General features: G+C 64.3%; 24 protein-coding genes. 12 read left to right on the top strand and 12 right to left on the bottom strand.

What is annotated here, in order from left to right; genetic code table 11:
* Positions 1–405 precede the first annotated feature (405 nt).
* The 3 genes from BVH01_RS06645 (at position 406) to BVH01_RS06635 (ending at position 2,665) form a co-directional block, all read left to right on the top strand.
* Positions 406–954, top strand: a complete 549-nt coding sequence (locus BVH01_RS06645) for a hypothetical protein (protein ID WP_075929586.1) — start codon at positions 406–408, stop codon at positions 952–954.
* Positions 955–982: 28 nt separating this feature from the next.
* Entirely contained in the window at positions 983–2,278 is a 1,296-nt protein-coding gene (locus BVH01_RS06640; RefSeq protein ID WP_075929585.1) for a flavohemoglobin expression-modulating QEGLA motif protein, read from the top strand.
* Between the two features lie 87 nt (positions 2,279–2,365).
* Positions 2,366–2,665: a hypothetical protein gene (locus BVH01_RS06635; protein ID WP_075929584.1), complete on the top strand. Its 300-nt coding sequence runs from the start codon at positions 2,366–2,368 to the stop codon at positions 2,663–2,665.
* A 96-nt stretch (positions 2,666–2,761) separates the two neighbouring features.
* On the opposite strand, the gene BVH01_RS06630 is transcribed toward BVH01_RS06635, so the two are convergent.
* The 3 genes from BVH01_RS06630 to BVH01_RS06620 all read right to left on the bottom strand — a co-directional run bounded on the left by BVH01_RS06630 (position 2,762) and on the right by BVH01_RS06620 (position 4,616).
* Positions 2,762–3,550: an OmpA family protein gene (locus tag BVH01_RS06630; protein ID WP_075929583.1), complete on the bottom strand. Its 789-nt coding sequence runs from the start codon at positions 3,548–3,550 to the stop codon at positions 2,762–2,764.
* A 44-nt stretch (positions 3,551–3,594) separates the two neighbouring features.
* Positions 3,595–4,035, bottom strand: a complete 441-nt coding sequence (locus BVH01_RS06625) for a DUF4398 domain-containing protein (RefSeq protein WP_075929582.1) — start codon at positions 4,033–4,035, stop codon at positions 3,595–3,597.
* A gap of 236 nt (positions 4,036–4,271) precedes the next feature.
* A complete protein-coding gene (locus BVH01_RS06620; protein WP_075929581.1) occupies positions 4,272–4,616 on the bottom strand; it encodes a pilin assembly protein in 345 nt (114 codons plus the stop codon).
* A 163-nt stretch (positions 4,617–4,779) separates the two neighbouring features.
* Here BVH01_RS06620 and ppc point away from each other — a divergent pair, with 163 nt between their 5' ends.
* The 6 genes from ppc (at position 4,780) to BVH01_RS06590 (ending at position 11,697) form a co-directional block, all read left to right on the top strand.
* Positions 4,780–7,416 (top strand): phosphoenolpyruvate carboxylase, encoded by a 2,637-nt coding sequence (ppc, locus tag BVH01_RS06615; protein WP_075929580.1) that lies wholly within the window; start codon positions 4,780–4,782, stop codon positions 7,414–7,416.
* A 336-nt stretch (positions 7,417–7,752) separates the two neighbouring features.
* The gene (adk, locus tag BVH01_RS06610) at positions 7,753–8,400 is read left to right on the top strand and encodes an adenylate kinase (RefSeq protein WP_075929579.1); all 648 of its coding nucleotides are present in this window, start codon (positions 7,753–7,755) and stop codon (positions 8,398–8,400) included.
* 278 nt (positions 8,401–8,678) lie between these two features.
* Positions 8,679–9,437, top strand: coding sequence for a 5'-nucleotidase, lipoprotein e(P4) family (locus tag BVH01_RS06605; RefSeq protein WP_256562724.1), 759 nt, complete (start codon positions 8,679–8,681; stop codon positions 9,435–9,437).
* Between the two features lie 172 nt (positions 9,438–9,609).
* Entirely contained in the window at positions 9,610–10,302 is a 693-nt protein-coding gene (gene tsaB / locus BVH01_RS06600; RefSeq protein WP_075929577.1) for a tRNA (adenosine(37)-N6)-threonylcarbamoyltransferase complex dimerization subunit type 1 TsaB, read from the top strand.
* A gap of 119 nt (positions 10,303–10,421) precedes the next feature.
* Positions 10,422–10,763 carry a hypothetical protein gene (locus tag BVH01_RS06595; RefSeq protein ID WP_075929576.1) on the top strand — a complete coding sequence of 114 codons (342 nt, stop codon included), beginning with the start codon at positions 10,422–10,424 and terminating at the stop codon, positions 10,761–10,763.
* A gap of 70 nt (positions 10,764–10,833) precedes the next feature.
* Positions 10,834–11,697 (top strand): DUF72 domain-containing protein, encoded by an 864-nt coding sequence (locus tag BVH01_RS06590; RefSeq protein ID WP_075929575.1) that lies wholly within the window; start codon positions 10,834–10,836, stop codon positions 11,695–11,697.
* 160 nt (positions 11,698–11,857) lie between these two features.
* Here the strand turns inward: BVH01_RS06590 and BVH01_RS06585 are convergent, their stop codons facing one another.
* The 9 genes from BVH01_RS06585 to BVH01_RS06545 all read right to left on the bottom strand — a co-directional run bounded on the left by BVH01_RS06585 (position 11,858) and on the right by BVH01_RS06545 (position 22,040).
* The gene (locus BVH01_RS06585) at positions 11,858–12,952 is read right to left on the bottom strand and encodes a DUF1513 domain-containing protein (protein ID WP_075929587.1); all 1,095 of its coding nucleotides are present in this window, start codon (positions 12,950–12,952) and stop codon (positions 11,858–11,860) included.
* Positions 12,953–12,962: 10 nt separating this feature from the next.
* Positions 12,963–14,024, bottom strand: a complete 1,062-nt coding sequence (locus tag BVH01_RS06580) for an imelysin family protein (RefSeq protein ID WP_075929574.1) — start codon at positions 14,022–14,024, stop codon at positions 12,963–12,965.
* Between the two features lie 10 nt (positions 14,025–14,034).
* Positions 14,035–15,453 (bottom strand): di-heme oxidoredictase family protein, encoded by a 1,419-nt coding sequence (locus tag BVH01_RS06575; RefSeq protein ID WP_075929573.1) that lies wholly within the window; start codon positions 15,451–15,453, stop codon positions 14,035–14,037.
* A gap of 76 nt (positions 15,454–15,529) precedes the next feature.
* Entirely contained in the window at positions 15,530–15,895 is a 366-nt protein-coding gene (locus BVH01_RS06570; protein ID WP_075929572.1) for an SH3 domain-containing protein, read from the bottom strand.
* Between the two features lie 102 nt (positions 15,896–15,997).
* On the bottom strand, positions 15,998–17,335 hold the full coding sequence (locus BVH01_RS06565; RefSeq protein ID WP_075929571.1) for an imelysin family protein: 1,338 nt from the start codon (positions 17,333–17,335) through the stop codon (positions 15,998–16,000).
* A gap of 149 nt (positions 17,336–17,484) precedes the next feature.
* Positions 17,485–19,548 (bottom strand): bifunctional diguanylate cyclase/phosphodiesterase, encoded by a 2,064-nt coding sequence (locus BVH01_RS06560; protein WP_075929570.1) that lies wholly within the window; start codon positions 19,546–19,548, stop codon positions 17,485–17,487.
* A 230-nt stretch (positions 19,549–19,778) separates the two neighbouring features.
* Positions 19,779–20,360 carry a superoxide dismutase gene (locus tag BVH01_RS06555; protein WP_075929569.1) on the bottom strand — a complete coding sequence of 194 codons (582 nt, stop codon included), beginning with the start codon at positions 20,358–20,360 and terminating at the stop codon, positions 19,779–19,781.
* 174 nt (positions 20,361–20,534) lie between these two features.
* Entirely contained in the window at positions 20,535–21,374 is an 840-nt protein-coding gene (locus BVH01_RS06550; protein WP_075929568.1) for an EamA family transporter, read from the bottom strand.
* A gap of 63 nt (positions 21,375–21,437) precedes the next feature.
* Positions 21,438–22,040, bottom strand: a complete 603-nt coding sequence (locus BVH01_RS06545; RefSeq protein WP_075929567.1) for a LysE/ArgO family amino acid transporter — start codon at positions 22,038–22,040, stop codon at positions 21,438–21,440.
* A gap of 121 nt (positions 22,041–22,161) precedes the next feature.
* Between BVH01_RS06545 and BVH01_RS06540 the strand changes: the two genes are divergently transcribed.
* The 3 genes from BVH01_RS06540 to BVH01_RS06530 all read left to right on the top strand — a co-directional run bounded on the left by BVH01_RS06540 (position 22,162) and on the right by BVH01_RS06530 (position 25,146).
* Entirely contained in the window at positions 22,162–23,055 is an 894-nt protein-coding gene (locus BVH01_RS06540) for a LysR family transcriptional regulator ArgP (protein WP_075929566.1), read from the top strand.
* Positions 23,056–23,116: 61 nt separating this feature from the next.
* Positions 23,117–24,103: an NAD(P)-dependent oxidoreductase gene (locus tag BVH01_RS06535; RefSeq protein WP_075929565.1), complete on the top strand. Its 987-nt coding sequence runs from the start codon at positions 23,117–23,119 to the stop codon at positions 24,101–24,103.
* A 170-nt stretch (positions 24,104–24,273) separates the two neighbouring features.
* Positions 24,274–25,146 carry an ATPase gene (locus BVH01_RS06530; protein ID WP_075929564.1) on the top strand — a complete coding sequence of 291 codons (873 nt, stop codon included), beginning with the start codon at positions 24,274–24,276 and terminating at the stop codon, positions 25,144–25,146.
* Positions 25,147–25,283: the final 137 nt, after the last annotated feature.

Here is a 25,283-nt window from a genome sequence, read left to right as displayed (position 1 = left end):
TAAGCTCAACACCAGCTTGCAGTTCATCCATTTGGCTTTTCTCGTACTACTGCTCAAAAGATCGTAAACAGGCTCTAAGAACCTGTTCACGATCTGCTGCGCGTCGGCGCTCCTGCGTTAAAAACAAGCTGGATTGCCAGCCCAGTCGGAATGCTCATTTACCACTTGTAAACTCGCGTGCGAGCCCAGTCCGCTTCCTCGCTTGTTTTTGCGGGGGCGCCTAGCCCTTGGATCGCTCTAGCTCGCGAGATCGTGAACAGGCTCTAAGGGTCGAACGAGCCGCCTTCGGGCGGCTTTTTATTGCCCGTGATTCTGCGCCTATCCTGTTGATGAAGGCCCCGCTTGACGCGCTGCGCCAGGGAGTCGGACTATCAGCCCGGCCACGACTGTCTCAAGGAGAGCATGATGAAAGCCTGGCGTGCATTGGTGGTGCTGTCGTTTCTGCTGTTGAGTGGCTGCCTGGTGACCTTCAAGGAGCCGATCCCGGCCAACGAGGCGGCGCCGATTCCGCTGCTCGGCGTCTGGTCGCGCGTGGACGAATGGGGCGAGCTGCGCTACCTGGACATCACTCGCGCCGGCTCCAACCTGTACAAGGCCGACACCTACGTCGACAACCCCGACAACGTGCCCAGCGTGCAGAGCTACAGCTTCACCGTCGCCCATCATGGGCGGCGTTGGTACCTGTCCGCCGGCGTGCCCAAGCGTATGGGCGCGAACTTCGCCATCGGCGGCTTCGAACTGACCCAGACGGGCGAGCTGGTCTTGTTCAACCTCGATGTCGAGCGCATCCGCCAGGCCATCGCCAGTGGCGAGATCAAAGGCAGCGATGTGAGCATGCCTCAGGGAGGCGTGCTGGTAACCAGTAAACTGGATAAGGTGTTCGCTTACCTCAACGACCCTGCCAATTCCGACCTGTTCGTCGAAGTGGCGCGCTACCAGCGCAGCGCGCCCTGAACTCGTCAGCCACGCAAAGAGGATTGCCATGAACAGCCACACAGGACTCGACGGCTACCAACTGGTGGTGCGCGCGCTGTCCGATCGCATCGTCGAGGCGCAAACGCCGATCCGCGTGCTCGATGCGGTGAAATGGGACGACTCCATTCGCCAGGCGTTTCTCAAGCACAAGGGCCGCGAGCTGCCGGCCATCGACCGCAGCTACTACGATAGTCGCCCGCTGGCGTTCGACCCGGCCGCCAAGAAGCTGGAGTTCCAGAACATCGAGCGCGACATCACCCGCCAGCTCGGCCAGTTCAACCCGGTGGGGCAGATCATGCGCCGCATGTGCCGCGAATACCGCATGGTGATCCGCATGCTGGAGGCGCGCGGCACCTCGGATTTCGGGCTGATTTCCCAGGAGCTGTATGGCGCCGCTTCCGACGCCTTCCATGCCGGTGACCCGACCCTGGCGGACCTGGGGCTTATGTTTTCCGGCTACCTGAACAACATCGACAGCCGCGGCGATCTGAAGGACGAACCCAAGACCCTGAGTGCCAAGGATGCTGTCGCCTTGCTGCAGAGCCGCCTGAACCTGGTGTTCGGCGAGAGCGAGAACACCATCCGCGTATTCGAATCCGATGGCATTCTTGCCGACGCCGCGGCAGGCGCCGACTACATCAAGATCCGCACCGACGCGATGTTCAACGAGCGCGACGTCAAGGCGCTGGAGGTGCACGAAGGTCTGGTGCACGTGGCCACTACCCTCAATGGCCAGAACCAGCCGATCTGCACCTTCCTGGCCAAAGGCCCGCCCTCGTCGACGGTGACTCAGGAAGGCCTGGCGATCCTCATGGAAGTGATCGCCTTCGCGTCCTACCCCAGCCGCCTGCGCAAGCTGACCAACCGCACCCGCGCCATCCACATGGCCGAGCAGGGTGCGGATTTCCTGCAGGTCTGCGACTTTTACCGCGAGCAGGGCTTCAGCCTGGAAGACAGTTACAGCAACGCCAGTCGCGCGTTCCGCGGCTCGGCGCCGGACGGCTTGCCCTTCACCAAGGACCTTTCATACCTGAAAGGCTTCATCATGATCTACAACTACATCCAGCTCGCTGTGCGCAAAGGCAAGCTGGAACAGATCCCTTTATTGTTCTGTGGCAAGACCACGCTCGAAGATATGCGTACGCTACGCCAGTTGGTCGATGAAGGCCTGGTGAGCCCACCCAAGTACCTGCCGCAGCAGTTTCGCGATCTCAACTCGCTGTCGGCCTGGATGTGCTTCTCCAACTTCCTCAACCACCTGAGCCTGGATCGGATCGAAGCCGACTACGCCAATATCCTCTGAGCTGCCGCTCGGGTGGGGGCGCGGCGCGACCGGTCTCTACTTCCCCGGAGCCGCCGCACGCAGGCGGCTCGCACCCGAGATGCCGGCATGACAGAGCGCAACCCCATCCCCCTGATTCTCACTGCCATCGGTAGCGTCGCCGGTACCGTGGCGGTGCTCGGCTATTACGGCTACCTGCACTTCGCGAAGCCCGAGGATGCCTTGCTGCTGGCCGAGTTCACCATGCTCAAGACCGTTCCTGGCGAGGATTACAAGGTGAGCCTCAAGCCTGCCGACCAAACCGCGCAATGCATCGATGGCGTGCTGGTGCTGTTCGACCTGCAGCAGAAGGGGCTGAGCGGCGTTCTGGTGGATGACCGCAAGCGGGCCGTGCGTTGTAACGGATGAAAAACCAGAAACGACAAGCCCCGCCAAAGCGGGGCTTGTCTGATTGGGTCGCCGCGCTCAGGGGGAGCGCGGCGAGTCCCAGGCAGGCCGGAGCCCTTAGTTAGTGCGAACCGAGGAACGCGGCGCAACCTGCTTGTCGTCGTTGGAAATGGTCACTTCCACGCGACGGTTCATTGCGCGACCCGAGGCAGTGGAGTTGCTGGCTACCGGATATTCCAAACCATAGCCTTGAGCGACGATACGCTCCGGGCCCACACCCTGGCTAATCAGCGCAGCGCGAACGGAGTTGGCGCGACGCTCGGACAGGCTCTGGTTGTACTGAGCCGAACCGGTGCTGTCGGTGTAGCCTTCGACGATCACCTTGCGCTCGGGGTTGTTACGCAGGAACTCAGCAAGTTTGTTGATGTTGCCCATGGCGCCGGGCTTGAGCTCGGAGCGATCCAGGTCGAACAGTACGTCACCGAAGGTCACCAGAGTGCCGCGTTCGGTCTGCTTGGCGTTCATGCTTTCTTGCAGCTGCTTGATCTGCGCATCGCGAGCTTCCAGGCGCGCCTCGGCACGCTGGGCCGCGGTCTGCTGCAGGTTTTGCTCGGTGGTGCGCAGGGCGATGGTCTGCTCGGCCAGCTCAATGCGTCGTTGTGCCAGATAGGCCAGCTGGTCCACGCGCTGCTCGTTTTCCTTCTCACGGAATGCCTTTTCGGCCCGCTCGAGTGCGGTGCCTGCATCCTTGGTTTCCAGTGCGGCTACTTTGACCGACTCCGGATTGGTCTGCAGGCTGGTATAGCTGCTGCGGGCTTGCTCCAGGTTGACGTTCGGCTTGGTGGCGCAAGCGGCCAGGCCTACGCTCAGGGCCAGCAGGGCAGGAATCATCACTTGTTTACGCATGGTCGTTCATCCTTCTATGAATTGGCGAAAGCGGTGGCGGGGCGTTATTGCTGCTGACCCTGGATACGGATCTGCTGGGCGCCACGCATGCCTTCCTGACGCAGCTCCTCGATGCCCTGCTGAGCATCCTGAAGCGCCCTGTCAGCCTTGGCTGCCTGGGTCTTGCGGGTTGCTACGCGAGCATCCCACTCGGCCTGTTCGGCCAGACGCTTGGCTTCCTCGTAATTCTTGCTAACCAACTCCAGCTCGGCCTGCTTGAGTTTGTCCTGAGCGGATCGGGTTTGTACTGGGGCGAATTCGACACCGCCGGAGCTGACGGCTTCGTTGACCGCGGACTTGGTCACGGCCATCTGCTCGCTAGGCGGATTGCCCGCGCAGCCAGCCAGCAGCACGCTGCTGCCAATGGCCAGCGCAGCAACCTTCCAGCTGGCCAGTTTGGTACGAGTGATTGGGGCAGTTTTAGTGGTCATGGTGTGCAACTCCATTGATGAGTAACTGGCAAAACAGTCGGTTCCACGATGGTTACCTGCCGTGCGGAGCTCAGGAGCGAAAGCAACCGAGTAAGTTGTTCTCCGGCGACCAGTGGTCGCTACGGCATAGTTCTGTGAGTTGGCTGCGGCAAGAAACGTTCAGGGAAAAAAGCGGATTGCCAGCATGGTGCCGCCAGAAAAACGGCACAGGTCGCGTGTTCTGCGGCCTGCGCGTGGCATGACCGACCAATTCAAGATGTGGCTGGTGGCTGTTCGCCATCGATCTCCTGGCGGTAGTGGCGGGCCAATTCGAGAAAGCGCGGGGTGGGCCCGACGTCTTCGTAGATCGGGTTGCCTTCTTCATCGGTGGCCACTACCTGGGTGCCTTGCACGTAAGGCAGGCTGGCCTCCAGGTCTTCCAGTGCGGCGGCCAGCAACTCTGCCAGCAATTCTTCGGGGCGGCGCTTGGGGTACATATGGCTCAGCGCGGCCAGGCGTGCAGCGGCTTCGACATCCAGGTGCACTTGATAGGGCGTGCTGGTCAGGCGGCCGGTGGCGTTCTGTTCCCATTGCTGGACGAGCTGGCGAATCTTCATAGGGACCTCGGTGCAGGACGTGTTTGCTAGAGACCCGAGCCGTTCGGCGGCGTTCCGGCGGATGTTCGCGCGTGCAACCACCTGCTTTGGTCGTATGGCGGCTTGTCAGGCACGCCGCGGCTGGGCAATCTGAGGGTTCACGCAGAGGCGCAGGGAGACTGGTATGACGCAAATCGATGCACGTCTACGCGAGGATGTTCACCAACTCGGTGAGCTGCTCGGCAGCACCATCCGCGATCAGTACGGCGAGGTCTTTCTCGACAAGATCGAGCGTATTCGCAAGGGCGCCAAGGCCGCGCGCCAGGGCTCGGCCGACGGCGCACGGCAGCTTAGCGAGACCCTCGACGGGTTGCACGATGACGAGCTGCTGCCGGTGGCGCGGGCCTTCAACCAGTTTCTCAACCTGGCCAATATCGCCGAGCAATACCACCGTGTGCGCCGCCGTGGCGCCGACGAAGCGCAACCCTTCGAAAACCGCGTGTTCGACGAGTTGCTGCAGCGTTTGCGCGCCAATGGTCATGAGCCCGAAGCCCTGGCCCGCCAGGTCGCTGAGCTGGATATCGAACTGGTGCTCACCGCACACCCCACCGAGGTGTCGCGGCGCACGCTGATCCAGAAATACGACGCCATTTCCGCGCAGCTTGCCGAGCAGGATCACAACGACCTGTCGAGCGCCGAACGTGAATCCATTACCAGCCGCCTGCAACGGTTGATCGCCGAGGCCTGGCACACCGAGGAAATCCGCCGCGTGCGACCCACGCCGGTGGATGAAGCCAAGTGGGGCTTCGCGGTGATCGAGAATTCCCTGTGGTACGCGCTACCGACGGTGATGCGCAAGGCCGACCAGGCGTTGCAGCGCGAAACCGGGCAGCGTCTGCCACTGGACGCCGCGCCGATTCGTTTCGCCTCGTGGATGGGCGGCGATCGCGACGGCAACCCCAATGTCACCGCCAAGATCACACGCGAGGTGCTGCTGCTGGCGCGCTGGATGGCTGCCGACCTGTACCTGCGCGACATCGACAGCCTGGCTGCCGAGCTGTCCATGCAGCGCGCCAACGACGAGCTGCGCGCACGCGCCGGTGACAGCGCAGAGCCCTACCGCGCGGTGCTCAAGCAACTGCGCGAGCGACTGCGCGCGACCCGCGCCTGGGCCCACGAATCGCTCGCCGGCCCGGTCAACCCACCGGCCCAGGTGTTGCACGACAACGCCGATCTGCGCGAGCCGTTGCTGCTCTGCTATCGCTCGCTGCACGACTGCGGCATGGGCGTGATCGCCGATGGCCCGCTGTTGGATTTCCTGCGTCGGGTCAGCACTTTTGGACTGTTCCTGGTGCGCCTCGACGTGCGCCAGGACGCTGCCCGCCACGCGTCAGCAATCACCGAGATTACCGAGTTCCTGGGCCTGGGCCGCTACGACAGCTGGGACGAAGAGCAGCGGCTGGCATTCCTGCAGGAGGAATTGAAAGGACGCCGGCCTTTGTTGCCGAGCGACTTCGATCCCAGCGCCGACACCGCCGAAGTGCTCGCCACCTGTCGCGAGGTGGCGGCTGCACCGGCGGCTTCGCTGGGCTCCTACGTGATTTCCATGGCCGGCGCCGCCTCGGACGTGCTCGCCGTGCAGCTGTTGCTCAAGGAAGCCGGGCTGCGCCGCCCGATGCGCGTGGTGCCGCTGTTCGAGACCCTGGCTGACCTGGACAACGCCGCCGTCGCCATCGAGCGGTTGCTCGGCCTACCGGATTATCGCGCCGGCCTGCAGGGGCCGCAGGAAGTGATGATCGGCTATTCGGATTCCGCCAAGGATGCCGGCACCACGGCAGCGGCCTGGGCGCAGTATCGTGCCCAGGAGAGCCTTGTGAGGATCTGCCGTGAGCATGGCGTCGAGCTGTTGCTGTTCCACGGCCGCGGCGGCACCGTGGGGCGCGGCGGTGGCCCGGCTCACGAGGCAATCCTGTCGCAGCCGCCCGGTTCGGTGAACGGGCGCTTCCGCACCACCGAGCAGGGCGAGATGATCCGTTTCAAGTTCGGCATGCCGGATATCGCCGAGCAGAACCTCAACCTTTATCTGGCGGCGGTATTGGAAGCCACAGTGCTTCCGCCGCCTGCGCCCCGGCAAGCCTGGCGCGAGCAGATGGACAAACTGGCCGCCGGTGGCGTAGCCACCTACCGCAGTGTGGTGCGCGAGCATCCGCAGTTCGTCGAGTACTTCCGCCAGGCCACGCCCGAGCAGGAGCTTGGCCGCCTACCGCTGGGCAGCCGACCGGCCAAGCGGCGCGAGGGTGGTGTGGAGAGCCTGCGAGCGATCCCGTGGATTTTCGCCTGGACCCAGACACGCCTGATGCTGCCCGCCTGGCTGGGCTGGGAGGCCGCTCTGCAAGGCGCGCTAGCTCGTGGTGAAGGCGATACGTTGCGGGAAATGCGCGAGCAGTGGCCGTTCTTCCGTACCCGTATCGACATGCTCGAGATGGTGCTGGCCAAGGCCGACGAGTCGATCGCGCGGCTGTACGACGAGCGTCTGGTGGAGAGTGAGCTGCACTCGCTGGGTGCTCATTTACGCGACCTATTGTCGCAGGCGAGCAAGGTGGTGCTAGGTCTGACCGGCCAGTCGCAGCTGTTGACCCACAGCCCCGAGACCCTGGAATTCATTACCGTGCGCAACACTTATCTGGACCCGTTGCACCTGTTGCAGGCCGAGCTGCTGGCTCGTTCCCGGCAGCGCGAGCAGGAGGCCGGAAGCGCTCTGGAGCAGGCGTTACTGGTCAGCGTGGCGGGTATTGCCGCAGGGCTTCGCAACACCGGTTGAACAGGATCGCCTGATAACGCTTTATCAAGGGAAAACGCTACGAAAGGTGATGAAATTTCGGCGATCTGCCGATAGTTTGGCAGTGCGAGGAGCACTTTCGACTTTGGTTGGATGGCGCCTCTCGCGCCGCTGCGTTCAAGCTGTACAAGCGTAACGGCCAATGCGCGGCGAATCGCCATGGGCTGCGGCTTTCGACGGCTTGTGCGGCATTGGAGCGCTGTGTATCTTGATCGACCTTCCGACAGTTCGGCATATGGCCGGGCTGGCGAAACCCAGTTGAGATTGGCCCCGCAAGGCGAGTCCACCATCACTACCAAGAACTTGAGGAGCACATCGATGCGCGTGATTCTGTTGGGGGCGCCCGGTGCCGGCAAAGGTACTCAGGCAGGTTTCATCACAAAGAAATTCTCGATTCCCCAGATTTCCACGGGCGACATGCTGCGTGCTGCGGTCAAGGCTGGCACCGAGCTGGGCCTCGCGGCCAAGAGCGTGATGGACGCAGGCGGCCTGGTCTCCGATGAGCTGATCATCAACTTGGTCAAGGAGCGCATTGCGCAGCCCGATTGCGCCAACGGCTTCCTGTTCGACGGCTTCCCACGCACCATCCCGCAGGCCCAGGCCCTCAAGGATGCCGGCGTGCAGATCGACCACGTGGTGGAAATCGCCGTCGACGACGAAGAGATCGTCGGCCGCATCGCCGGTCGCCGCGTGCACCCTGGCTCGGGCCGGGTCTACCACACCGAGCACAACCCGCCGAAGGTCGCCGGCAAGGACGACGAAACCGGTGAAGAGCTGATTCAGCGCGACGACGACAAGGAAGCCACCGTGCGTCATCGCCTGTCGGTCTACCATTCGCAAACCAAGCCGCTGGTGGATTTCTACCAGAAGCTGTCGGCCGCCGAGGGCACGCCGAAGTACAGCGCCATCGAAGGCGTCGGCTCGGTCGAGCAGATCACCGCCAAGGTGCTGGCAGCGCTGAGCTGACCTGACCCACTTCTACAACGGCCCGCTTGCGGGCCGTTGTCGTTTTTGGGCATGCCGGCGGCAACACTGGCTATGCTCAGGTCGCTTTCGTGCAGCACGACATGTGCCGCTTCGCTAGTATCCTGAGATTTCCTTGCCACACGGCCTGCCCGAACTCCAGCCGGCGCGTCGTTGCGTCTGCTGGCTTGATCGACCGTCACGAAGAGCTTCGAGAAAGGCGGCTACAACCACCCTCCATCAGAGTGCATTCCATGACCCAGAACAGAAGATTTGCCTGCTTGCCCATCGCCCTCGTGGTATCGGCACTGAGTGCATCCGTCGCCCTGGCCGACGGCGCCCCCGAGAAAAAGGGCGAGTGTTCGGTTGACCAGTTCACCATGGCGCTGCGTTATCAGCAGCAATCTGCGGAAGTTCGCGCCTTGCAGATGCAGGCCTACAACATCGCCACCGAGAAGCTCGATGCCGCCGTGGCGGCAGCCGAAGATCCTTCCAAGCTGGCCATCGTCACCGACGTGGATGAAACGGTGATCGACAACTCCGCGTTGCTGGCGCGCGATCTCGCCAACTGCCACACCTACGATGGCTGGGACACCTGGCTGCCCTGGGAGCGTGACGGTGACCCTGTGCTGATTCCGGGCGCCAAGAAATTCCTCGAGCACGCCGACAAGCTGGGCGTGACCATCCGTTACGTGTCCGACCGCTCCGAGGAGCAGAAAGACTACACCCTCAAGGCTCTGAAGAAGCTCGACCTGCCCCAGGTCAGCGCCGAGAGCGTGCTGCTGCTCGGGCCACCCAAGGTCGAGCGTCGTGCGCTGGTCGCCAAGGACTATCGTATCGTGATGCTGCTCGGCGATACCCTGCATGACTTCGACGCGCGATTCCGCAAGACGCCGGTAGCCGAGCAGCGGGCCACTGCCGAAGCCGAGTCGGCGAAGTGGGGCACCGAATGGATCGTGTTCCCCAATGCCGGTTATGGCACCTGGTCCAAGGAGCCGCTCAAGGCCTGGGATGCCAAGCCCGTCATCGAGAAGTGGTAAGCCCTGCGGCGGATCGCTGATCCGCTGATCGGCCGGCGCCTGTTCTGGGCGCCGGCCACAGCCGCCTGGCCGGTGAACTGCCTGCTGGCGAGGCCGCTTGGCTCGCTGCGCTGGAAAAAACCAGCTCAAACCGTTTTAATGCCCGCCCGCTCAGCCACCTCTACAGATCGCCATGACCACTCTGCTGGCCCTCGATACCGCCACCGAAGCCTGTTCCGTCGCCTTGCTGCATGACGGCCGCGTGACGAGCCACTACGAGGTGATTCCGCGCCTGCACGCGCAGAAACTGCTGCCGATGATCAAGGCGCTGCTAGCCGAGCAGGGCGTCGCGCTATCGGCGCTGGATGCCATCGCGTTCGGGCGCGGTCCAGGGGCCTTTACTGGCGTGCGTATCGCCATTGGCGTGGTGCAGGGGTTGGCCTTCGCTCTGGATCGCCCGGTGCTGCCGGTTTCCAACCTGGCCGTGCTGGCGCAGCGTGCCCAGCGCGAGCACGGCGCCAGCCAGGTCGCTGCCGCCATCGATGCGCGTATGGATGAAGTCTATTGGGGCTGTTACCGCGCCGAAGCGGGCGAGATGCGTCTGGTCGGGCGCGAAGCCGTACTGGCCCCGGAGCGCGCTCTACTGCCGGACGACGCCCACGGCGAGTGGTTTGGCGCCGGCACCGGTTGGGGCACCTTCGCCGAGCGCATCGCTGGCCAGGTCGCTGCCTGCGATGGCGCGATGCTGCCCCATGCCGAAGACCTGCTGAGTCTGGCCCGTTTCGCCTGGGCTCGCGGCGAGGCGGTGGTGGCCGATCAGGCCCAGCCGATCTACCTGCGCGATCAGGTCGCTACGCCGAAAATGCCGCCGCCCGCAGGCTTTTGAGCAATGAGCGACGAGGGGGTCGTCCTTTTGTCGTCAACTTATCGACATCCATTGCCAAGGGCCGACGGCGCAGCTAAATTGCCAGTACTTCCGCACGCCTTCCTGCCGAGCCTTCATTGATGCGTATCGACGGTAACATCGCGCCCTATTCACCGGATCGTGGTCCCCGCTCGGGCACTGCGGTTACGCCTTATCGTGAGGCGAACCGGGAAGTAGAGGTAAAGCGCGAGCAACCGGCATCGACCGCAGGTACCCAGGGCTTCGAACAGACCCCGCAGATCCGCCGTGTGCAGCAGAGCAATGCCAGCACCGATAACTTCCCCGTACGCTCGATGGATACCACCTACCAGCCTGCCATGAGCAACCGCGCCGCCCAGGCGATCGCCAGCTATAGCAGCACCGCCGCGTTTGCCCGTGACGTGGATGCCCAGCAGGTTCTGGGCCTCGATCTCTACGCCTGATCGCTTCACGGCCTGTTTCCATCGCTTCGCTCAGGCACAATGGCCGCTTCACAGTGATCAGCGGTTCACGATGCTTCCCTATTTTCTTGGTTGCCCTTCCTGGAACGAGTCCGCCTGGCGCGGTAGCTTCTATCCGCCCGATCTGAACATGAGCGACAGCGTGGAGCACTACTGCCGCGTGTTCAATGCGGTGGAGGGCAATACCACCTTCTATGCACGGCCCGACGCGGACAAGCTCGAGCGCTGGGAGGCGCGCATGCCGGCGCATTTTCGTTTCTGCGCCAAGGTACACAAGGACATCAGCCACGAAGGCGACCTGCGCGACCAGTTGGACAGTACCCAGGCATTTCTCGATCTGCTCGCACCGCTGGGCGAGCGCATCACGCCGCTATGGTTGCAGCTGCCGGCGCAGTTCGGCCCTTCGCGGCTGGGTGAGCTGGCGGTGTGGCTGGACGAATTCGCTAACCGGCGGATCGCCGTGGAAGTGCGCCATCCGGCGTTCTTCGACAAGGGCGACGAGGAGCGGGTACTCAACCGGCTGCTCCACGAGCGTGGCGTGGAGCGTATTTGCCTGGATTCCCGGGCGCTGTTCAGTTGCACTTCCCGCGACCCGGCGGTGCTGCATGCCCAGGCCAAGAAACCGCGTCTGCCGATTCGCCCGGCGGCGTTCACGGACAGCCCTCAGGTGCGTTTCATCGGTGGGCCTGATCTGGATGCCAACCAGCCGTTTCTCGAGCCCTGGCTGGACAAGGTCGCGGCCTGGATCGAGCAGGGGCTGACGCCCCATGTCTTTCTGCATACCCCGGACAACCACCTGGCCGCGGCCCAGGCGCTGCGTTTTCACGAGCTGTTGAGCGAGCGGTTACCGGGCCTGCCGCCATTGCCGCCATACACCGACAACGAGCCCAGGGCCGAGCAGTTGGGGTTGCTTTAAGGCAGAAGCAGCCACTCAAACCAACCTGTGGGAGCCCCGACCTCGGGGCGAAACGATTGCAGCCTGACTACCTATTTCGGCGGTGCCTGAGCAATTCGCCGCGAGGTCGCGGCTCACACAATGGATCGGATAACGGCCGCTCCCGCCACCTGCCTGCCCGTCAGGCCAGGCGTAGGTGATTGTCCCAGAACCCCGCCGGCAGCTCCAGCGGCTGCATGGCGATGCGTTCGCTGCGGCAGTCGTAGAGGCGGCAGCGACCGATGCCGGCGCTGACCACGAAGCCGTTTTCCACGGCGCCGACGCCGGCGCAGTCGGGCAGGGCGGTATCCAGGCGCACGGCGCCGCTGTCCAGATCCCAGATGAACAGGCGATTGCCGCGTGGCGCGGTCATCGCCAGCAGGCGCAAGTCGCTGTGCACGGCGACGCTGGCGGTGTACTGGCTCATCATCTGGCGTTGTGCATCGGCCATGGGAAAGTGCTGGAACGGCTGGCCCGGGCGTTTGATCGCCACCAGCGGCACGGCGTCCATGGCATCGCCCATGTACTGCTGGCCGCTGACCACCGTGCCGTCGCTGGCCACGGCCAGGTGGCGCACGCTGTTCATCGGCTCGGGCAGTTGTTCCTTGCTGTGCAGGGTGCCATCGCGGGCCATCAGTACCAGGCTGGCCTCCATGGCGTCGAGGTTCATTTCCACCCGGCTTTCCGCCTCGGTGCGGATGCCGCCGTTGGCCACCACCAGGGTTTCGCCATCGGGCATCCACAGCAGCTGGTGTGGGCCCAGGCCGTGGCTGGAGAGCTCGTCGCGGTGTACCAGGCGCTCACCTTCGAGGCGGTAGGCACCAATCACCCCACGGCCCGGATCGCGGGTGTCGTTTTCGGTGGCGTACAACCACTCGCCATCCTTGTGGAACACCGCGTGGCCGTAGAAATGCCGATCCTGTTCGCTGCGCAGGGTCTGCAGCAGGCGGCCATCGCGGGTGTCGATCAAGTAGCTCTCGGTGCTCGGGCGGCGCCCGACGAACAGCGCCAGGGGCAGGCTGGGGTGAGGCACCACGTCATGGCAGCGCTCGGTCACCTGGGTGACGAAGGCGCGCTCGCCATCGAGCCGGTAGCCGACCGCATAATGCTTGCCGCCTTCATCATTGCGCGCCGACAGCAGCAGCGGCTGGTGACCGGTGTGGGTCAACTTCCAGCCACCGACGGCGCCGGCAGCCAGCAGGGTGGCGCTAAGGCCGAGAAACGCCCGGCGTTTCATGCTCATGGGTTCAGTCTCCGTCGTGGGCGTTGAAACCCAGCTGGATGCCCAGCGCTCGCGCCAGCTCGCCTTCGTGCAGGCGGTGCAGTACGTTGAGGCTGTCGTAGAAGGCATTGAGAGTCTGGCGGCCTGCATCGTCGGCGAGCAGTTCGCCGAGCGGGCGCTGCAGGCCGGCCAGTTGCTTGAGGCTTTCCGCGTAGGCGGCGTCGATGCGCTTCTTGAGATCGTCCTGGTCGCTGCCCAGCAGGGCCTGCAGGCCATCGTTCTTGGCGCCGTGCCAGAGTTGCTCGGCACCGTTCAATGCAGCGCCCAGGTTGCTCAGGCTGGCCTGGCTGCGCCACGTTTCGGCCTGATACGGCTGCGGTACGCCCTTGCTCTGCCGGCCCAGCGGGGCGCCGAGCTTCTTCTTCAGGCCATCGATGGCGCTGACCTGAGTACGCAGCATGTCGGAGATCGCCTCGCCCGCTTCGGCGTAGCGTTCGTTGGGGAAGGTGCGAAACAGCGCCAGGGCGCCATTGTCGCCTTGCCACTGGTCCAGCACAGTTGTTGCCAGCGCCTGCTGATGCTCGCCGATCGCCACCAGCAGAGGGCAATAGCGAGCTTTCTGTTCGGCGTTCTGCAGGTCGATTTCAGGGTCGAACATCAGGTACTCGTAAGCAGTGAGCCCCTGGACGACCACGCTGGCCTTTTCCAGGTCGGCCGCTCCCAGTTGCGGCTTGGCCTTGACCAGTGCCTCGACCTGGCGAGCCACCAGATTCTTCTTGTCCGGCCAGAACTGCACCTGCCAGGTGCGATTGCCTTCGGCCAGCGGGCCAACCGCCAGTGGCTGCAGGCTGGCCCAGGCGCTTTGTGTGGTGAGGAAGGCCTGGCGAGCGGTTGCCAGGTCTTCCTGGCCTGCGCAGAACGCCTTGGCGCTGCTGGCCAGGGCGACGTCGGCCTCTTTCCAGGTAGCGTGGGCCGGTAGCAACACGCCTTCGGCCAGCGCCGAACTGGTGGTGGCCTGAGGATCGGCCGGCGAGCAGGCGGCCAGGGTCAGGCCCAGCAGGGCGAGGGTCAGCGGAGAACGGATCATGCGCGGCTCCTTACAGTGAATTCAGAAACGCCAGAAGCGCGGCGCGCTCCTCGCTGGAAAATTGCAGCACCTGCTGCTTGGCCGCTTCGGCTTCGCCGCCGTGCCAGGCGATGGCTTCGAGCAGGTTACGGGCACGGCCGTCATGCAGGAACTGGGTGTGGCCGCTGATCGTTTCCGTCAGGCCGATCCCCCACAGCGGCGCGGTGCGCCACTGACGCCCGTTGGCGAGAAACTCGTCGCGACCATCGGCCAGGCCTTCACCCATGTCGTGCAGCAACAGATCGGTGTAGGGGCGAATCGTCTGGCCCGCCAGCTCCGGTTCGGCGGCATCGGCAGCGGTGACGAAACTGGGCGTGTGGCAGCCCTGGCAGCCAGCGCGGTGGAACAGGCTCTTGCCGGCCAATACCTGGGCATCGTCGACATGACGGCGTGCCGGCACGGCGAGGTTGCGGGTGTAGAACAGCACCATGCCCATGATGTTGTCGCTGACTTCCGGTTCGCCGCCATGGGGCGCAGCGCGGCAGTCGGACTGCGCTTCGGTACAGCCGTCGGTGGGCAGCAGGCTGCTGGTCAGGCCCATGTCCTGCAGGAAGGCGTGGGCGTTCTGCTGGTTGAGCGTCGGTTGCCCGGCCTTCCAGCCGAAGCGGCCGAGTACGGTCTGCTGACGGGCATCGTCCCATACCCGGTTTGGCACGCCCCTGATGCCGTCACCATCGCGGTCGTCCGGGTCGGCGTTGGCGAGGATCGCCGCTTCGGGGATCGCTTCGAGCAGCCCCAGGCCGATCATCGGCGGTGCGACGCGGGCCGAGAACAGCGTGTCCGGGTGCATCGGCCCGTAGCCGAGTTGGCTGATGTTCAACTGCGGTTTGCGTAGTTCGAGGGTGTGCCCGTCGGCGAAGCGTACCTGTTCGGTGCTGTACTCGACGCGCACCTTGCCTTCGGGGGCGACGCCGGGATTGGCCATGTCCTGCAACTGGCCGCCATAGGTGGGCTCGGGCACCACGCCGAGGCGCTTCAGTACGGCGCTATCGGCGTCGCCGGCCGGGATCGACAGGCGCACCAGCATCGATACAGCGTTGACGCTCCCCGGCTCGGGCGGGTGGCCACGGCCATCGCGGACATGGCAGTTCTGGCAGGCGTTGGTGTTGAACAGCGGGCCGAGGCCGTCACGAGCCGTGGTGGTCGACGGGGCGATCACCCAGGGGTTGCGGAAGAAACTGTTGCCCACGCTGAAGTCCAGACGACGTTCGGGTGCCAGGTTGGCGGAGGGCAGGGAAAAAGCCACGCGATCGCTGCGTGATACGGTGGCGGCGCCGCCGGACAGCGCTTCGCCAGGTTCGGCGCTGGTGAAGGTAGGCGACTGATCGCAGGCGGTCAGGCCGAAAGCCAGAAACAGCAATGGCAGCAGGCGACCGGATGACGCTGGCATGGATGAATCCGGTGGGCAGAAATCGAGGGCGGGAATCTTAGCAGTCTGCGCAGGTTTAAATAAGATGGATTTGCGTTCAATCGGCTGGTCCAGCAAGACTTTCCTCGGGAACCCAGCCGGTCTCGCCACTGGCTTCGCGCAGGCACCACAGCCAGCCATTGAGGTGGCGGCTGGCGACCAATTGCTCGCCCAACTCGGTATCCAGTTCCCGTGCCGTGTAGCGCTCCCGCGCTCGCGCGCGACCGTCTTCCAGCAGCTCCAGAAGGGGCAGCGGTACCCAGCCACCGGGGTGGCTGTCGGTACGGCAGAAATACCAGTCCTGCCAGTCTTCGGGGCCTTCATAACGCTCGCCGAGGTGCAGCAAGGTGCCGGTCTCGAAAGCGATGGGGTCCGGATACTCGCTACGGTGCGTAGCGATTACCCGATAGCGGGAGGGCGTCATGACAATCCTTATTTCACGGCGACTCGAGCGGTCACTGGGCATAAAAAAGCCGGTGCGCAAAAAACGCACCGGCTCGTCAGTTACACGGATGAGGCGCCTGGATCAGAACTCGTGATCGGCGGTATCCGGGTTCAGGTCGCTGATGCCCAGCTTGCCGGCGGCCTGTTCGATGGCACCGGTCTGCTTGACCAGCGCAGCGATGGCGTCGCGAACCAGTTGCTGGCCTTCGGCGTTGTCGGCGGCGATCAGTTGATCGAAGTGCACGCCTTTGTTGGCGCTGTCGACCAGAGCCTGGAGCTTGGCCTGGGTGGCATCCAGGTCGGCCTTGACGGTGCCATCGGTGGCGGCGTCGGCCTTGGCGACCAGCGAAGACAGGCTCGCGCCGCTCAAGGTGCTGCCGTCGACCTTCTTGTACTCGCCCAGGTAGACGTTACGGATGCCCAGACCGTTGTAGTAGTGCGAATTGTGGGTGTTGTCGCTGAAGCAGTCGTGCTCGTCTTCGGTGGAGTTGGCTTCCAGGGCGACCTTCATGCGCTCGCCGGCCAGCTCGCCGAGGGACAGGCTGCCCATGCCGAAGAGCATCTTGCGCAGGCCATTCTCGGCGGATTCACCTTCCAGGGTGGCGCGGTAGTTGTCGGCCACGCCGGCTTTCCACTGGCCGGCCATTTCGTCGAGGTCGGCGACCAGCAGGTCGGTGGCCGCTTTCAGGTAGGCACGACGACGCTCGTTATGGCCACCGGTGGCGCCATCGCCGACCACGTAGTCGGTGGCCGGACGCTCGCCAGCGCCGGGGCCGGTGCCATTCAGGTCCTGGCCCCAGAGCAGGAATTCGATGGCGTGGTAGCCGGTGGCGACGTTGGCTTCGGAGCCGCCCAGCTCGTTCAGGCTGGCGAGCAGGTCCGGGGTGATTTCGGTGACGTCGATCTTGTCTTCGCCGACCTGGATCTCGGTGTGGGCGATGATGTTGGCACCGGCCGCCGGGTTGCCCAGGGCATGCTGGTAGTCGGCGTCGACGTAGTCGATCAGGCCTTCGTCCAGGGGCCATGCATTAACCTGGCCTTCCCAGTCGTCGACGATGGTGTTGCCGAAGCGGAACACTTCGCTCTGCATGTACGGTACGCGGGCGGCCAGCCAGGCTTCGCGAGCGGCTTTCAGGGTTTCGTCGCTGGGGTTGGCGAGCAGGGCGTCGACAGCGCTTTGCAGTTTCTTGGCGGTGCTGGCGGCGTCGTCGAACACGGCCGATGCCATGTCCGCGTAATGTTTGACCACGGCCTTTGCAGCGGCTTCGTCGAAGGCGCCGGCTGCTGCTGGTGCGCTGCTGCCGGTCGCTTGCGCAGCCGGGGCGGCGGCTTGGTTGGCAGGCGCCTTGTCTTCGCCGCAACCCGCGAGGGCAATGGCGATGGTCAGCAGGCTGGCAGAAGCCAGGGGCATACGAATCATGACGAAATCCTTTGCGTGTTAATGGGGAGTGCGCGTGGGGGCGCCACGCGAGCTGCAACATAATGCGAAAGATTTGCATTTTAAGCAAAGGGTCGATGTGCTAGTGCCGGATCGCGTCTGTTGGCACGATCCGGTTTTCAGGCGGCAGGTCAGAGCGTGGCGGGGTTGATATGCCGCTGCGAGCGGCTGGACTGCTTGAGGTACTGGGTCAGCTCGCGGGCCGGCAGCGGCCGGCTGTAGTAATAGCCCTGACCTTCGTGGCAGCCCTGGGCGATGATGTAGGCTTCCTGCTCGGCGGTTTCCACGCCTTCGGCGATGACCTGCATGCCCAGGCTCTTGCCCAACTGGATGATGGCGCGAACGATGGTGGCGTCGTCTTCGTCCTCAAGCAGATCCTGCACGAAGCTCTTGTCGATCTTGATCTTGTCCAGCGGCAGGCTCTTCAGGTAGCTGAGCGAGGAATAGCCGGTGCCGAAGTCGTCGATGGCGATCAGCGCACCGGAGCGGCGCAGGCTGAGCAGGTGCTGGGCCGCGGTGCTGATGTCTTCCATCAGGCCGGTTTCGGTGACTTCCAGCTCCAGGCTGCGAGCGGGCAGGCGGTACATCTGCATCAGGTTGTTGACCACGCGCGGCAGCTCGGCGTGATGCAGCTGCACGGTGGACAGATTGACCGCCATGCGCAGCTCGCTGTAGCCCTGATCATGCCATTCGCGCAGTTGGCGGCAGGTCTGGTCGAGCACCCACTCGCCGATGGCGATGATGCTGCCGTTCTGTTCGGCCAGCGGAATGAACAGGTCCGGGCCGACGAAACCATGCTGCGGATGCTGCCAGCGCAAAAGCGCCTCGACGCCCACCACGCGCTGGTCGCGGTAGCTGATCTGCGGCTGGTAGACGACGTGTAGCTGGTTCAGCGCCAGGGCGTCGCGCAGGTCCTTTTCCAGTTCGCGGCGACGGCGCATTTCGCTGTCGACGCTGGCGATGTAGAACTGGTAGCGGTTGCGCGAGCGGCTCTTGGCCAGGGTCATGGTCTGTTCGGCTTTCTGCAGCAGCTTCTCGGGGCTGTCGCCGTCTTCCGGGAACAGGGTGATGCCGATGGTGGCGCGCAGTTGTACCTGGTGATCGTCGAGGGTGAAGGGCGTTTCCAGGTCGTCGAGCACGCTCTGCGCCAGCTCGGCGGCCTCGTAGGGCTGCTCGATATCGGCCTGCACCAGGGCGAACTGATCGCCGCCCAGGCGTGCCAGGGCGCCGAGCCGGCCACTGTGGCTGCGCAGGCGATCGGACAGCGCCAGCAGCAACTGGTCGCCGGTCTGGTAGCTGAACTGCTCGTTGATGCCCTTGAAGTCATCCAGGCCCACGCACAGCACGGCAACGCGGCGCTGCAGACGCCCGGCATCCTCGAGAATCTGTTCGAGCTGCTGCTGCAGTTGCAGGCGGTTGGGCAGGCTGGTGAGGAAGTCGTACTGCGACATGCGCTGCAGGCTGTTTTCCGCCTCGCGGCGCAGGTGCGTATTGCGTTCGATGGAGGCGAGCAACTGGTTGGCGGTATTGATCCACAGGCCTAGCTCGTTCTTCTCGTTGCCGGCAAGCATCGGCAGCTTGTTCTCGCTGGGGCGGTCCGGGTTGATGCTGCTCAGGTGCTCGATGATCAGCCCCAGGGGCTTGGTCAGCAGCCAGTAGTAGACCAGATACAGCACCAGGCCCATGGCCAGAGCGCGCAGCACGCCAGAGATGAAGATGATCACCGAGTTGGTGAGAAAGCTTTCCCCGTACAGTGCGGTGTCCAGGGTGATGTTCAGGTCGCCGTAGTATTCGTTGTAGGGCTCGCGGCCGACCAGGCGGGTGCTGAAATGCTGTTCCTCGCCGAGAATCGGATCGGTCAGCCAGCGAATGGGCAGGTCGGCGAGGGGGCGGCTCTTTTCGGCGAGCATCTGTTCGCCCGGGTGGCCGATGGACGCCTGGCGCACCGATTCATGCTGGAACAGGCCTTCGACCACCTGCATGCCCATCTCGCGGTCCAGGCTGTAGACCGCCTGGGTGGAGGGATCCCGGAACATGCCGAGAATGCGCTGGGAGTCGCTGGTGATGGAGTGGCGCGTCTTGTAGATGTCGAACACGATTTGCCCGAGGCTGAGCACCACGCCCACGGCAAGCGCGGACAGCAACACCACGCGCAGCAGTTTCACGGACAAGCTGTGCTTGAGTTCCAGCTTCAAATGGCAGTTCCTTGTGCGATACCCGGCGCCGGATTGGAGTTGAGTATTGGCAAACTCGCGTTGGCAGTCAAAGGGCGCATGCGTGCGCCGACCAATCTTGTCGCATCTGGGTTCTGTTTCGGAATGAAACGCCAAGTCTTGAGTGCCGCCTGTCGATGCCGCCAGATTGCAACAGGCAAAAAAATGCCCCCCTGACTCGCATCAGGAGGGCATCTTCATCGAGCTAGGGCTCAGGCAGCGAAGTTCTTCGCCACGAAGTCCCAGTTGACCAGGTTCCAGAACGCCTCGACATACTTCGGACGTACGTTGCGGTAGTCGATGTAGTAGGCGTGTTCCCAGACGTCGCAGGTCAGCAGCGGGGTGTCGCCGCTGGTCAGCGGGCAGCCGGCGCCGATGGTGCTGGCCAGGGCCAGGGAACCGTCAGCTTTCTTGACCAGCCAGCCCCAGCCGGAGCCGAAGGTGCCGATGGTGACCTTGCTGAACTCTTCCTTGAACTTGTCGAACGAACCGAAGGCCTTGTCGATGGCCGCAGCCAGTTCACCGGTCGGCTGGCCGCCGCCGTTCGGGCTCAGGCAGTTCCAGTAGAAGGTGTGGTTCCACACCTGGGCGGCGTTGTTGAAGATGCCGCCGGAGGAAGTCTTGACGATTTCTTCCAGGCTCTTGCCTTCGAACTCGGTGCCAGGCACCAGGTTGTTCAGGTTCACGACATAGGTGTTGTGGTGCTTGTCGTGGTGGAACTCCAGGGTTTCCTTGGAGATGTGCGGCTGCAGGGCATCGTGTGCGTACGGCAGCGGCGGCAATTCGAAAGCCATGGTTATTCTCCTAATCAGGTCTGTTGCGATGAGCGCAAGGCCGATCACGGGCGGCCAAACATGCGTCGGCGGATTTATACCCTTTGCGACGCAGGGCAGGGATCATAGCACCGGGGCTACGCCATAACCACGCAGCAAGTGTGCGGGATACCAGCCCAGAGCCTTCGCGGCGATTCAGGCCAGCTTCATCATCGCTACGCCTGCGAGGATGATCAGGCAGGCCACGGCGCGCAACGGCGGCAGGCTCTCCTTGAGCCACAGCCGGCCGATCAGCAGGGCGAACACCACGCTGGTCTCGCGCAGCGCCGAAACCAGCGCCACCGGCGCCAGGGTCATGGCCCAGATGGCGATGCTGTAGGCCAGCATCGACATGGCGCCGCCCAGCAGGCCGGCGCGCCAGTGGGGCCCGAGTGCGGTGAGGACGCCCGGGCCGCGTTGCCCGAGTATCACCAGCGCCATCACCAGGCCGTTGACCGCGAACAGCCATGCCGAATAGGACAGCGGGTCGCCATTGGCGCGGGCACCGCTGGCGTCGGCCAGGGTGTAGCCGGCGATGAACAGGGCGGTGAGCAGCGCATTGATCAGCAGGCCACTGCTGCTCTTGCCACGGCCGCCGCGTATTGCCATCAGCCAGATGCCGCCGACCAGTACGCCAAGGCCCAGCCATTGGCCGGCCGGCAATACCTCGCCGAGCAGCAGGATGGAAAGCACCGCCACCAGCAGTGGCGAGCTGCCCCGGGAAATCGGATAGACCTGACCGAGGTCGCCGTGCTGGTAAGCGCGGCTCAGGAACAGGTTGTAGCCGATGTGCAGCAGCGCCGAGAGGATGATCCACGGCCAGGCTGCTGCGTTGGGAACGGCCACGAAGGGCAGGGCGAGGAGTGCGACGATGCCGGCGCCAATCTGGATAAGCGAGGCGGTGAGAAAGCGATCAAGGCCGATCTTGAGCAATGCGTTCCAGCCGGCGTGCAGGGCCGCGGCGGCGATGACCATGAGAAAGACGCTGGTTTCCACTGCTGCTCCGTTGCAGGTCAGGTGGCCCCCAGCATAGCAGTTGGGGCCGCCGTGATGCCGGCGTTACAGCGGACTGGCGATCAGTTGCCAGGCGATGGCGAACATCATGGCCGCGACCACCAGATCGATGATTCGCCAGGTCAGCGGGCGAGCCAGCCAGGGCGCGAGCCAGGCGGCGCCGAAGGCCAGGCACAGGAACCACAGCATCGACGCGCTGGCGGCGCCGGCCGCATAGGCCGAGGGTACTGGCTGTTGAGCGCCGAGCGAGCCGATCAGCAGTACGGTGTCGAGGTATACGTGGGGGTTGAGCAGGGTCACCGCCAGGGTCGCCAGAAGCACTGCGCGCAATGATCGCGAGGCACCGGTCTCGGTTTGCAGCCCGGCGGGGCGGCAGGCGCGCCGCAGGGCCTGAGCGCCGTACCAGATCAGAAACGCGGCGCCGCCCCAGCGGGCGATGCCGAGCAGCAATTCGCTCTGCAGCAGCAGGGTCGCCAGGCCGAAAACGCCAGCGCTGATCAGCAGCGCGTCGCAGACGATGCACAGCAGTGCGACAGGCACGTGATGTTCGCGGCGCAGGCTCTGGGCGAGCACGAAGGCATTCTGGGCGCCGAGGGCGATGATCAGGCCGGCGGTGATCGCCAGGCCGTTGGTGTAGCTCTGCCACATGGTGAGAGTCCTTGGAGGCGAACGCATTGAGCGCGATGGGCGGGTGGGGATGGCTATCAGTCTGCGCGCCAAGGCTGTATAAGAAAAACCAATAGTGCTGATCGCTCATTAGGAAAATCGATTGCTCGATTACAAGTTGCTGGCTGCCCTTGCGGCGGTCGTCGAACAGGCCGGTTTCGAACGCGGTGCCCAGGTGCTGGGCTTGTCGCAGTCGGCCGTGTCCCAGCGCATCAAGCTGTTGGAGGCGCGCATCGGTCAGCCGGTGCTGCTGCGAGCCACGCCGCCGACGCCCACCGATGTCGGCCGGCGTTTGCTCAACCATGTGCAGCAGGTGCGCCTGCTCGAACGTGACCTGCAGCAGCAGGTGCCGGCCCTGGAAGCGGACGGCGAAACCCAGCGCCTGCGCATCGCCATCAATGCCGACAGCCTGGCGACCTGGTGGGCAAAGGCCGTCGCGGACTTCTGCGCAAGCCACCGGGTGTTGCTGGAACTGGTGGTCGAGGATCAGGAAGTCGGCCTCAAGCGCATGCGTGCCGGTGACGTGGCCGCCTGCGTGTGCGCGGCGGAACGCCCGGTATCCGGTGCGCGCAGCCTGGCATTGGGGGCCATGCGTTATCGGGCCATGGCCAGCCCGGCGTTCATCGCCCGGCACTTTGCGAGCGGCGTGAGCGCCGCGCGCATCGGCCAGGTGCCAGCCATCGTGTTCGGCCCGGATGACCAGTTGCAGCACCGTTATCTCGACGAACTCGGCTTGTCGGGCAGCTTCCTGCATCACCTGTGCCCGTCCTCCGAAGGCTTCGTGCGCCTGACCGCCGAAGGGCTGGGCTGGGGCATGGTGCCCGAGCCGCAGATGACCGAGGCGATGGCCCGTGGCGAACTGGTCGAGCTGCTCCCCGGCCGGCCCATCGACGTGCCGCTTTACTGGCACCACTGGCGCAACGGCGGTGACCTGCTCGACCAGCTCACCCGGCACCTGCAACGCCATGCCGGTGATTATCTGGTGCCGCTGGTGTGAGCAAAGCTGCCGCGATCCGCACAACGCCTTATAGTGCGCGCAGCAGCGGGCGGAGGGCGTGATGAAGATTTTGGTCACCGGAGCAAGCGGGTTCATTGGCGGGCGCTTCGCGCGGTTCGCCCTCGAGCAGGGCCTGGACGTACGCGTCACTGGTCGCCGCGAGGAGGCATTCGAGCACCTGATCCGCCGCGGGGCGCAGTTCATGCCCGGCGACCTGGCCGATCCCGAGCTGGCACTGTCGCTGTGCAGCGACGTTGAAGCAGTGGTGCACTGCGCCGGCGCAGTGGGGGTATGGGGGCGCTACGAGTATTTCCATCAGGGCAACGTGGTGCTCACCGAAAACGTCATCGAGGCCTGCCTCAAGCGCGGGGTACGCCGCCTGGTGCACCTGTCCTCGCCGTCGATCTATTTCGATGGCCGCGATCATGTAGGCCTGCGCGAAGAACAGGTGCCCAAGCGGTTTGCCAACCATTACGCGCGCACCAAGTTCCTCGCCGAGCAGCGCCTGTTCGGCGCCCAGGAGTTTGGCCTGGAGGTGCTGGCGCTGCGTCCGCGCTTCGTCACCGGGGCGGGGGACGTGAGCATCTTTCCGCGGATGATCGCCCTGCAGCGCAAGGGCCGCCTGGCGATCATCGGCAACGGCCTCAACAAGGTCGATTTCACCAGCGTGCACAACCTCAACGATGCGCTGTTCGGCGCCTTGCTGGCTGCCGGGCCGGCGCTCGGCAAGGCCTATAACGTCAGCAATGGCGCGCCGCTGCCGCTCTGGGACGTGGTTAACTACGTGCTACGGCAGCTGGAGTTGCCGCAGGTCACCCGTCACGTCCCGGTGGCTCTGGCGCGCAGCCTGGCCGTCGCCAGCGAAGGCGTCTGCAGCCTGCTGCCCGGTCGCCCTGAGCCAGCGCTGACCCGACTGGCAGTGGACGTGATGAGCCGCGACTTCTCCCTGGACATCAGCCAGGCCCGTGAGCATCTGGACTACCAGGCGAGCCATGGCCTGTGGCCGGCGCTGGACGAATTCTGTAGATGGTGGCGGGCGCAAGGCTAGTGCCCTGAACCAGGGCCATCGCGGAACCCGAGTCGCCCAACGTGGGTCTCTGTGCCCAATGCAGGCCGTCGCGAGACGTCGATTACTGGCACTACGACACCCAAGCGCCAGCCGTGAATCGGTATACTGCGCGGCACTTGCCTCCACCGTGGTTTTCTCAAGGTCCCCACATGCGTAACGATGCCCACGACGAATTCGATGACGTACCCAGCCTGACACCGGATCGCCGCGATCAGGACGATTTCGAGCCCGAACCACAACCCTACGCCCGTACCGGCGGCACCTCGCGCAAGGCCAAGGCGCCACGCTCGGCCAGCACCGGGCCACTGTGGGCGCTGGTCGGTGCCCTGAGCATCGCCCTGGCGGGCTTGGGCTGGTGGAGCTTCCAGCAGATCAGCCTGATGGAGCAGCAACTGGTGGCCACCCAGGAGAGCTTCGCGCGCATCAGCGAGGAAGCCGCCGGACGCATTCAGGATATTTCCGGCAAGGTAGTCGCCGCCGAATCGACCTCCACCAGCGGCAGCGAAGCGCTGAAACTGCAAGTGCGTCAACTGGAGAACAAGCTGAACGAGCTGAGCAAGCAGCAGCAAGCCGCTGGCGGTCAGCAGAGCGGGCAGGACAAGCGTATTGAGCAACTGATCGCCGACCTCAAGACCCAGCAGGGCGACGCCGGCAAATACGGCGACAGCCTGAAGACCCTGGGCAGCGGTCAGGACACGCTGAAAACCGAACTGGCCGCTGTGAAAACCGAGCTGGCTTCGCTGAAGAGCAGCCATGGTGATGCCGGCAAGCTGGCCACCCAGGTCAAGAATCTGGCGGGCGAAGTCGAGGCGCTGAAGAAGGCCGGTAACGCCAACGCCGCGGTCGAGCGCCTGGAGCAGGACATGCTGGTGCTCAAGAGCCAGCTCGACAACCGCCCGGCCGCCAGCAGCAATGCCGGCAGCACCGCTGAGTTCGACGCCTTCCGTGCGCAGACCACCCGTAGCGTCAACACGCTGCAGGCGCAGATACAGAACCTGCAGCAGCAGATCGACGCTCGGTGAGGACGATCTGCTGCGCGACGGGAGAGTCGCCAGCCAACAAAAAGCCCGCGTAAAAACGCGTAATGCTGTTCACTTAAGCGGAGCAGCCTTACGATCCACCGGATATCGGGTTTTGGAAATCTTCACCGTCCTGGGTC

It is taken from the genome of Pseudomonas sp. PA1(2017), from assembly GCF_001945375.1.
In the GTDB taxonomy this organism is placed as follows: Bacteria; Pseudomonadota; Gammaproteobacteria; order Pseudomonadales; family Pseudomonadaceae; genus Aquipseudomonas.
The sequence above is the reverse complement of the archived record's forward strand: the minus strand, read 5'-3'. Positions and strand labels throughout refer to the sequence as shown.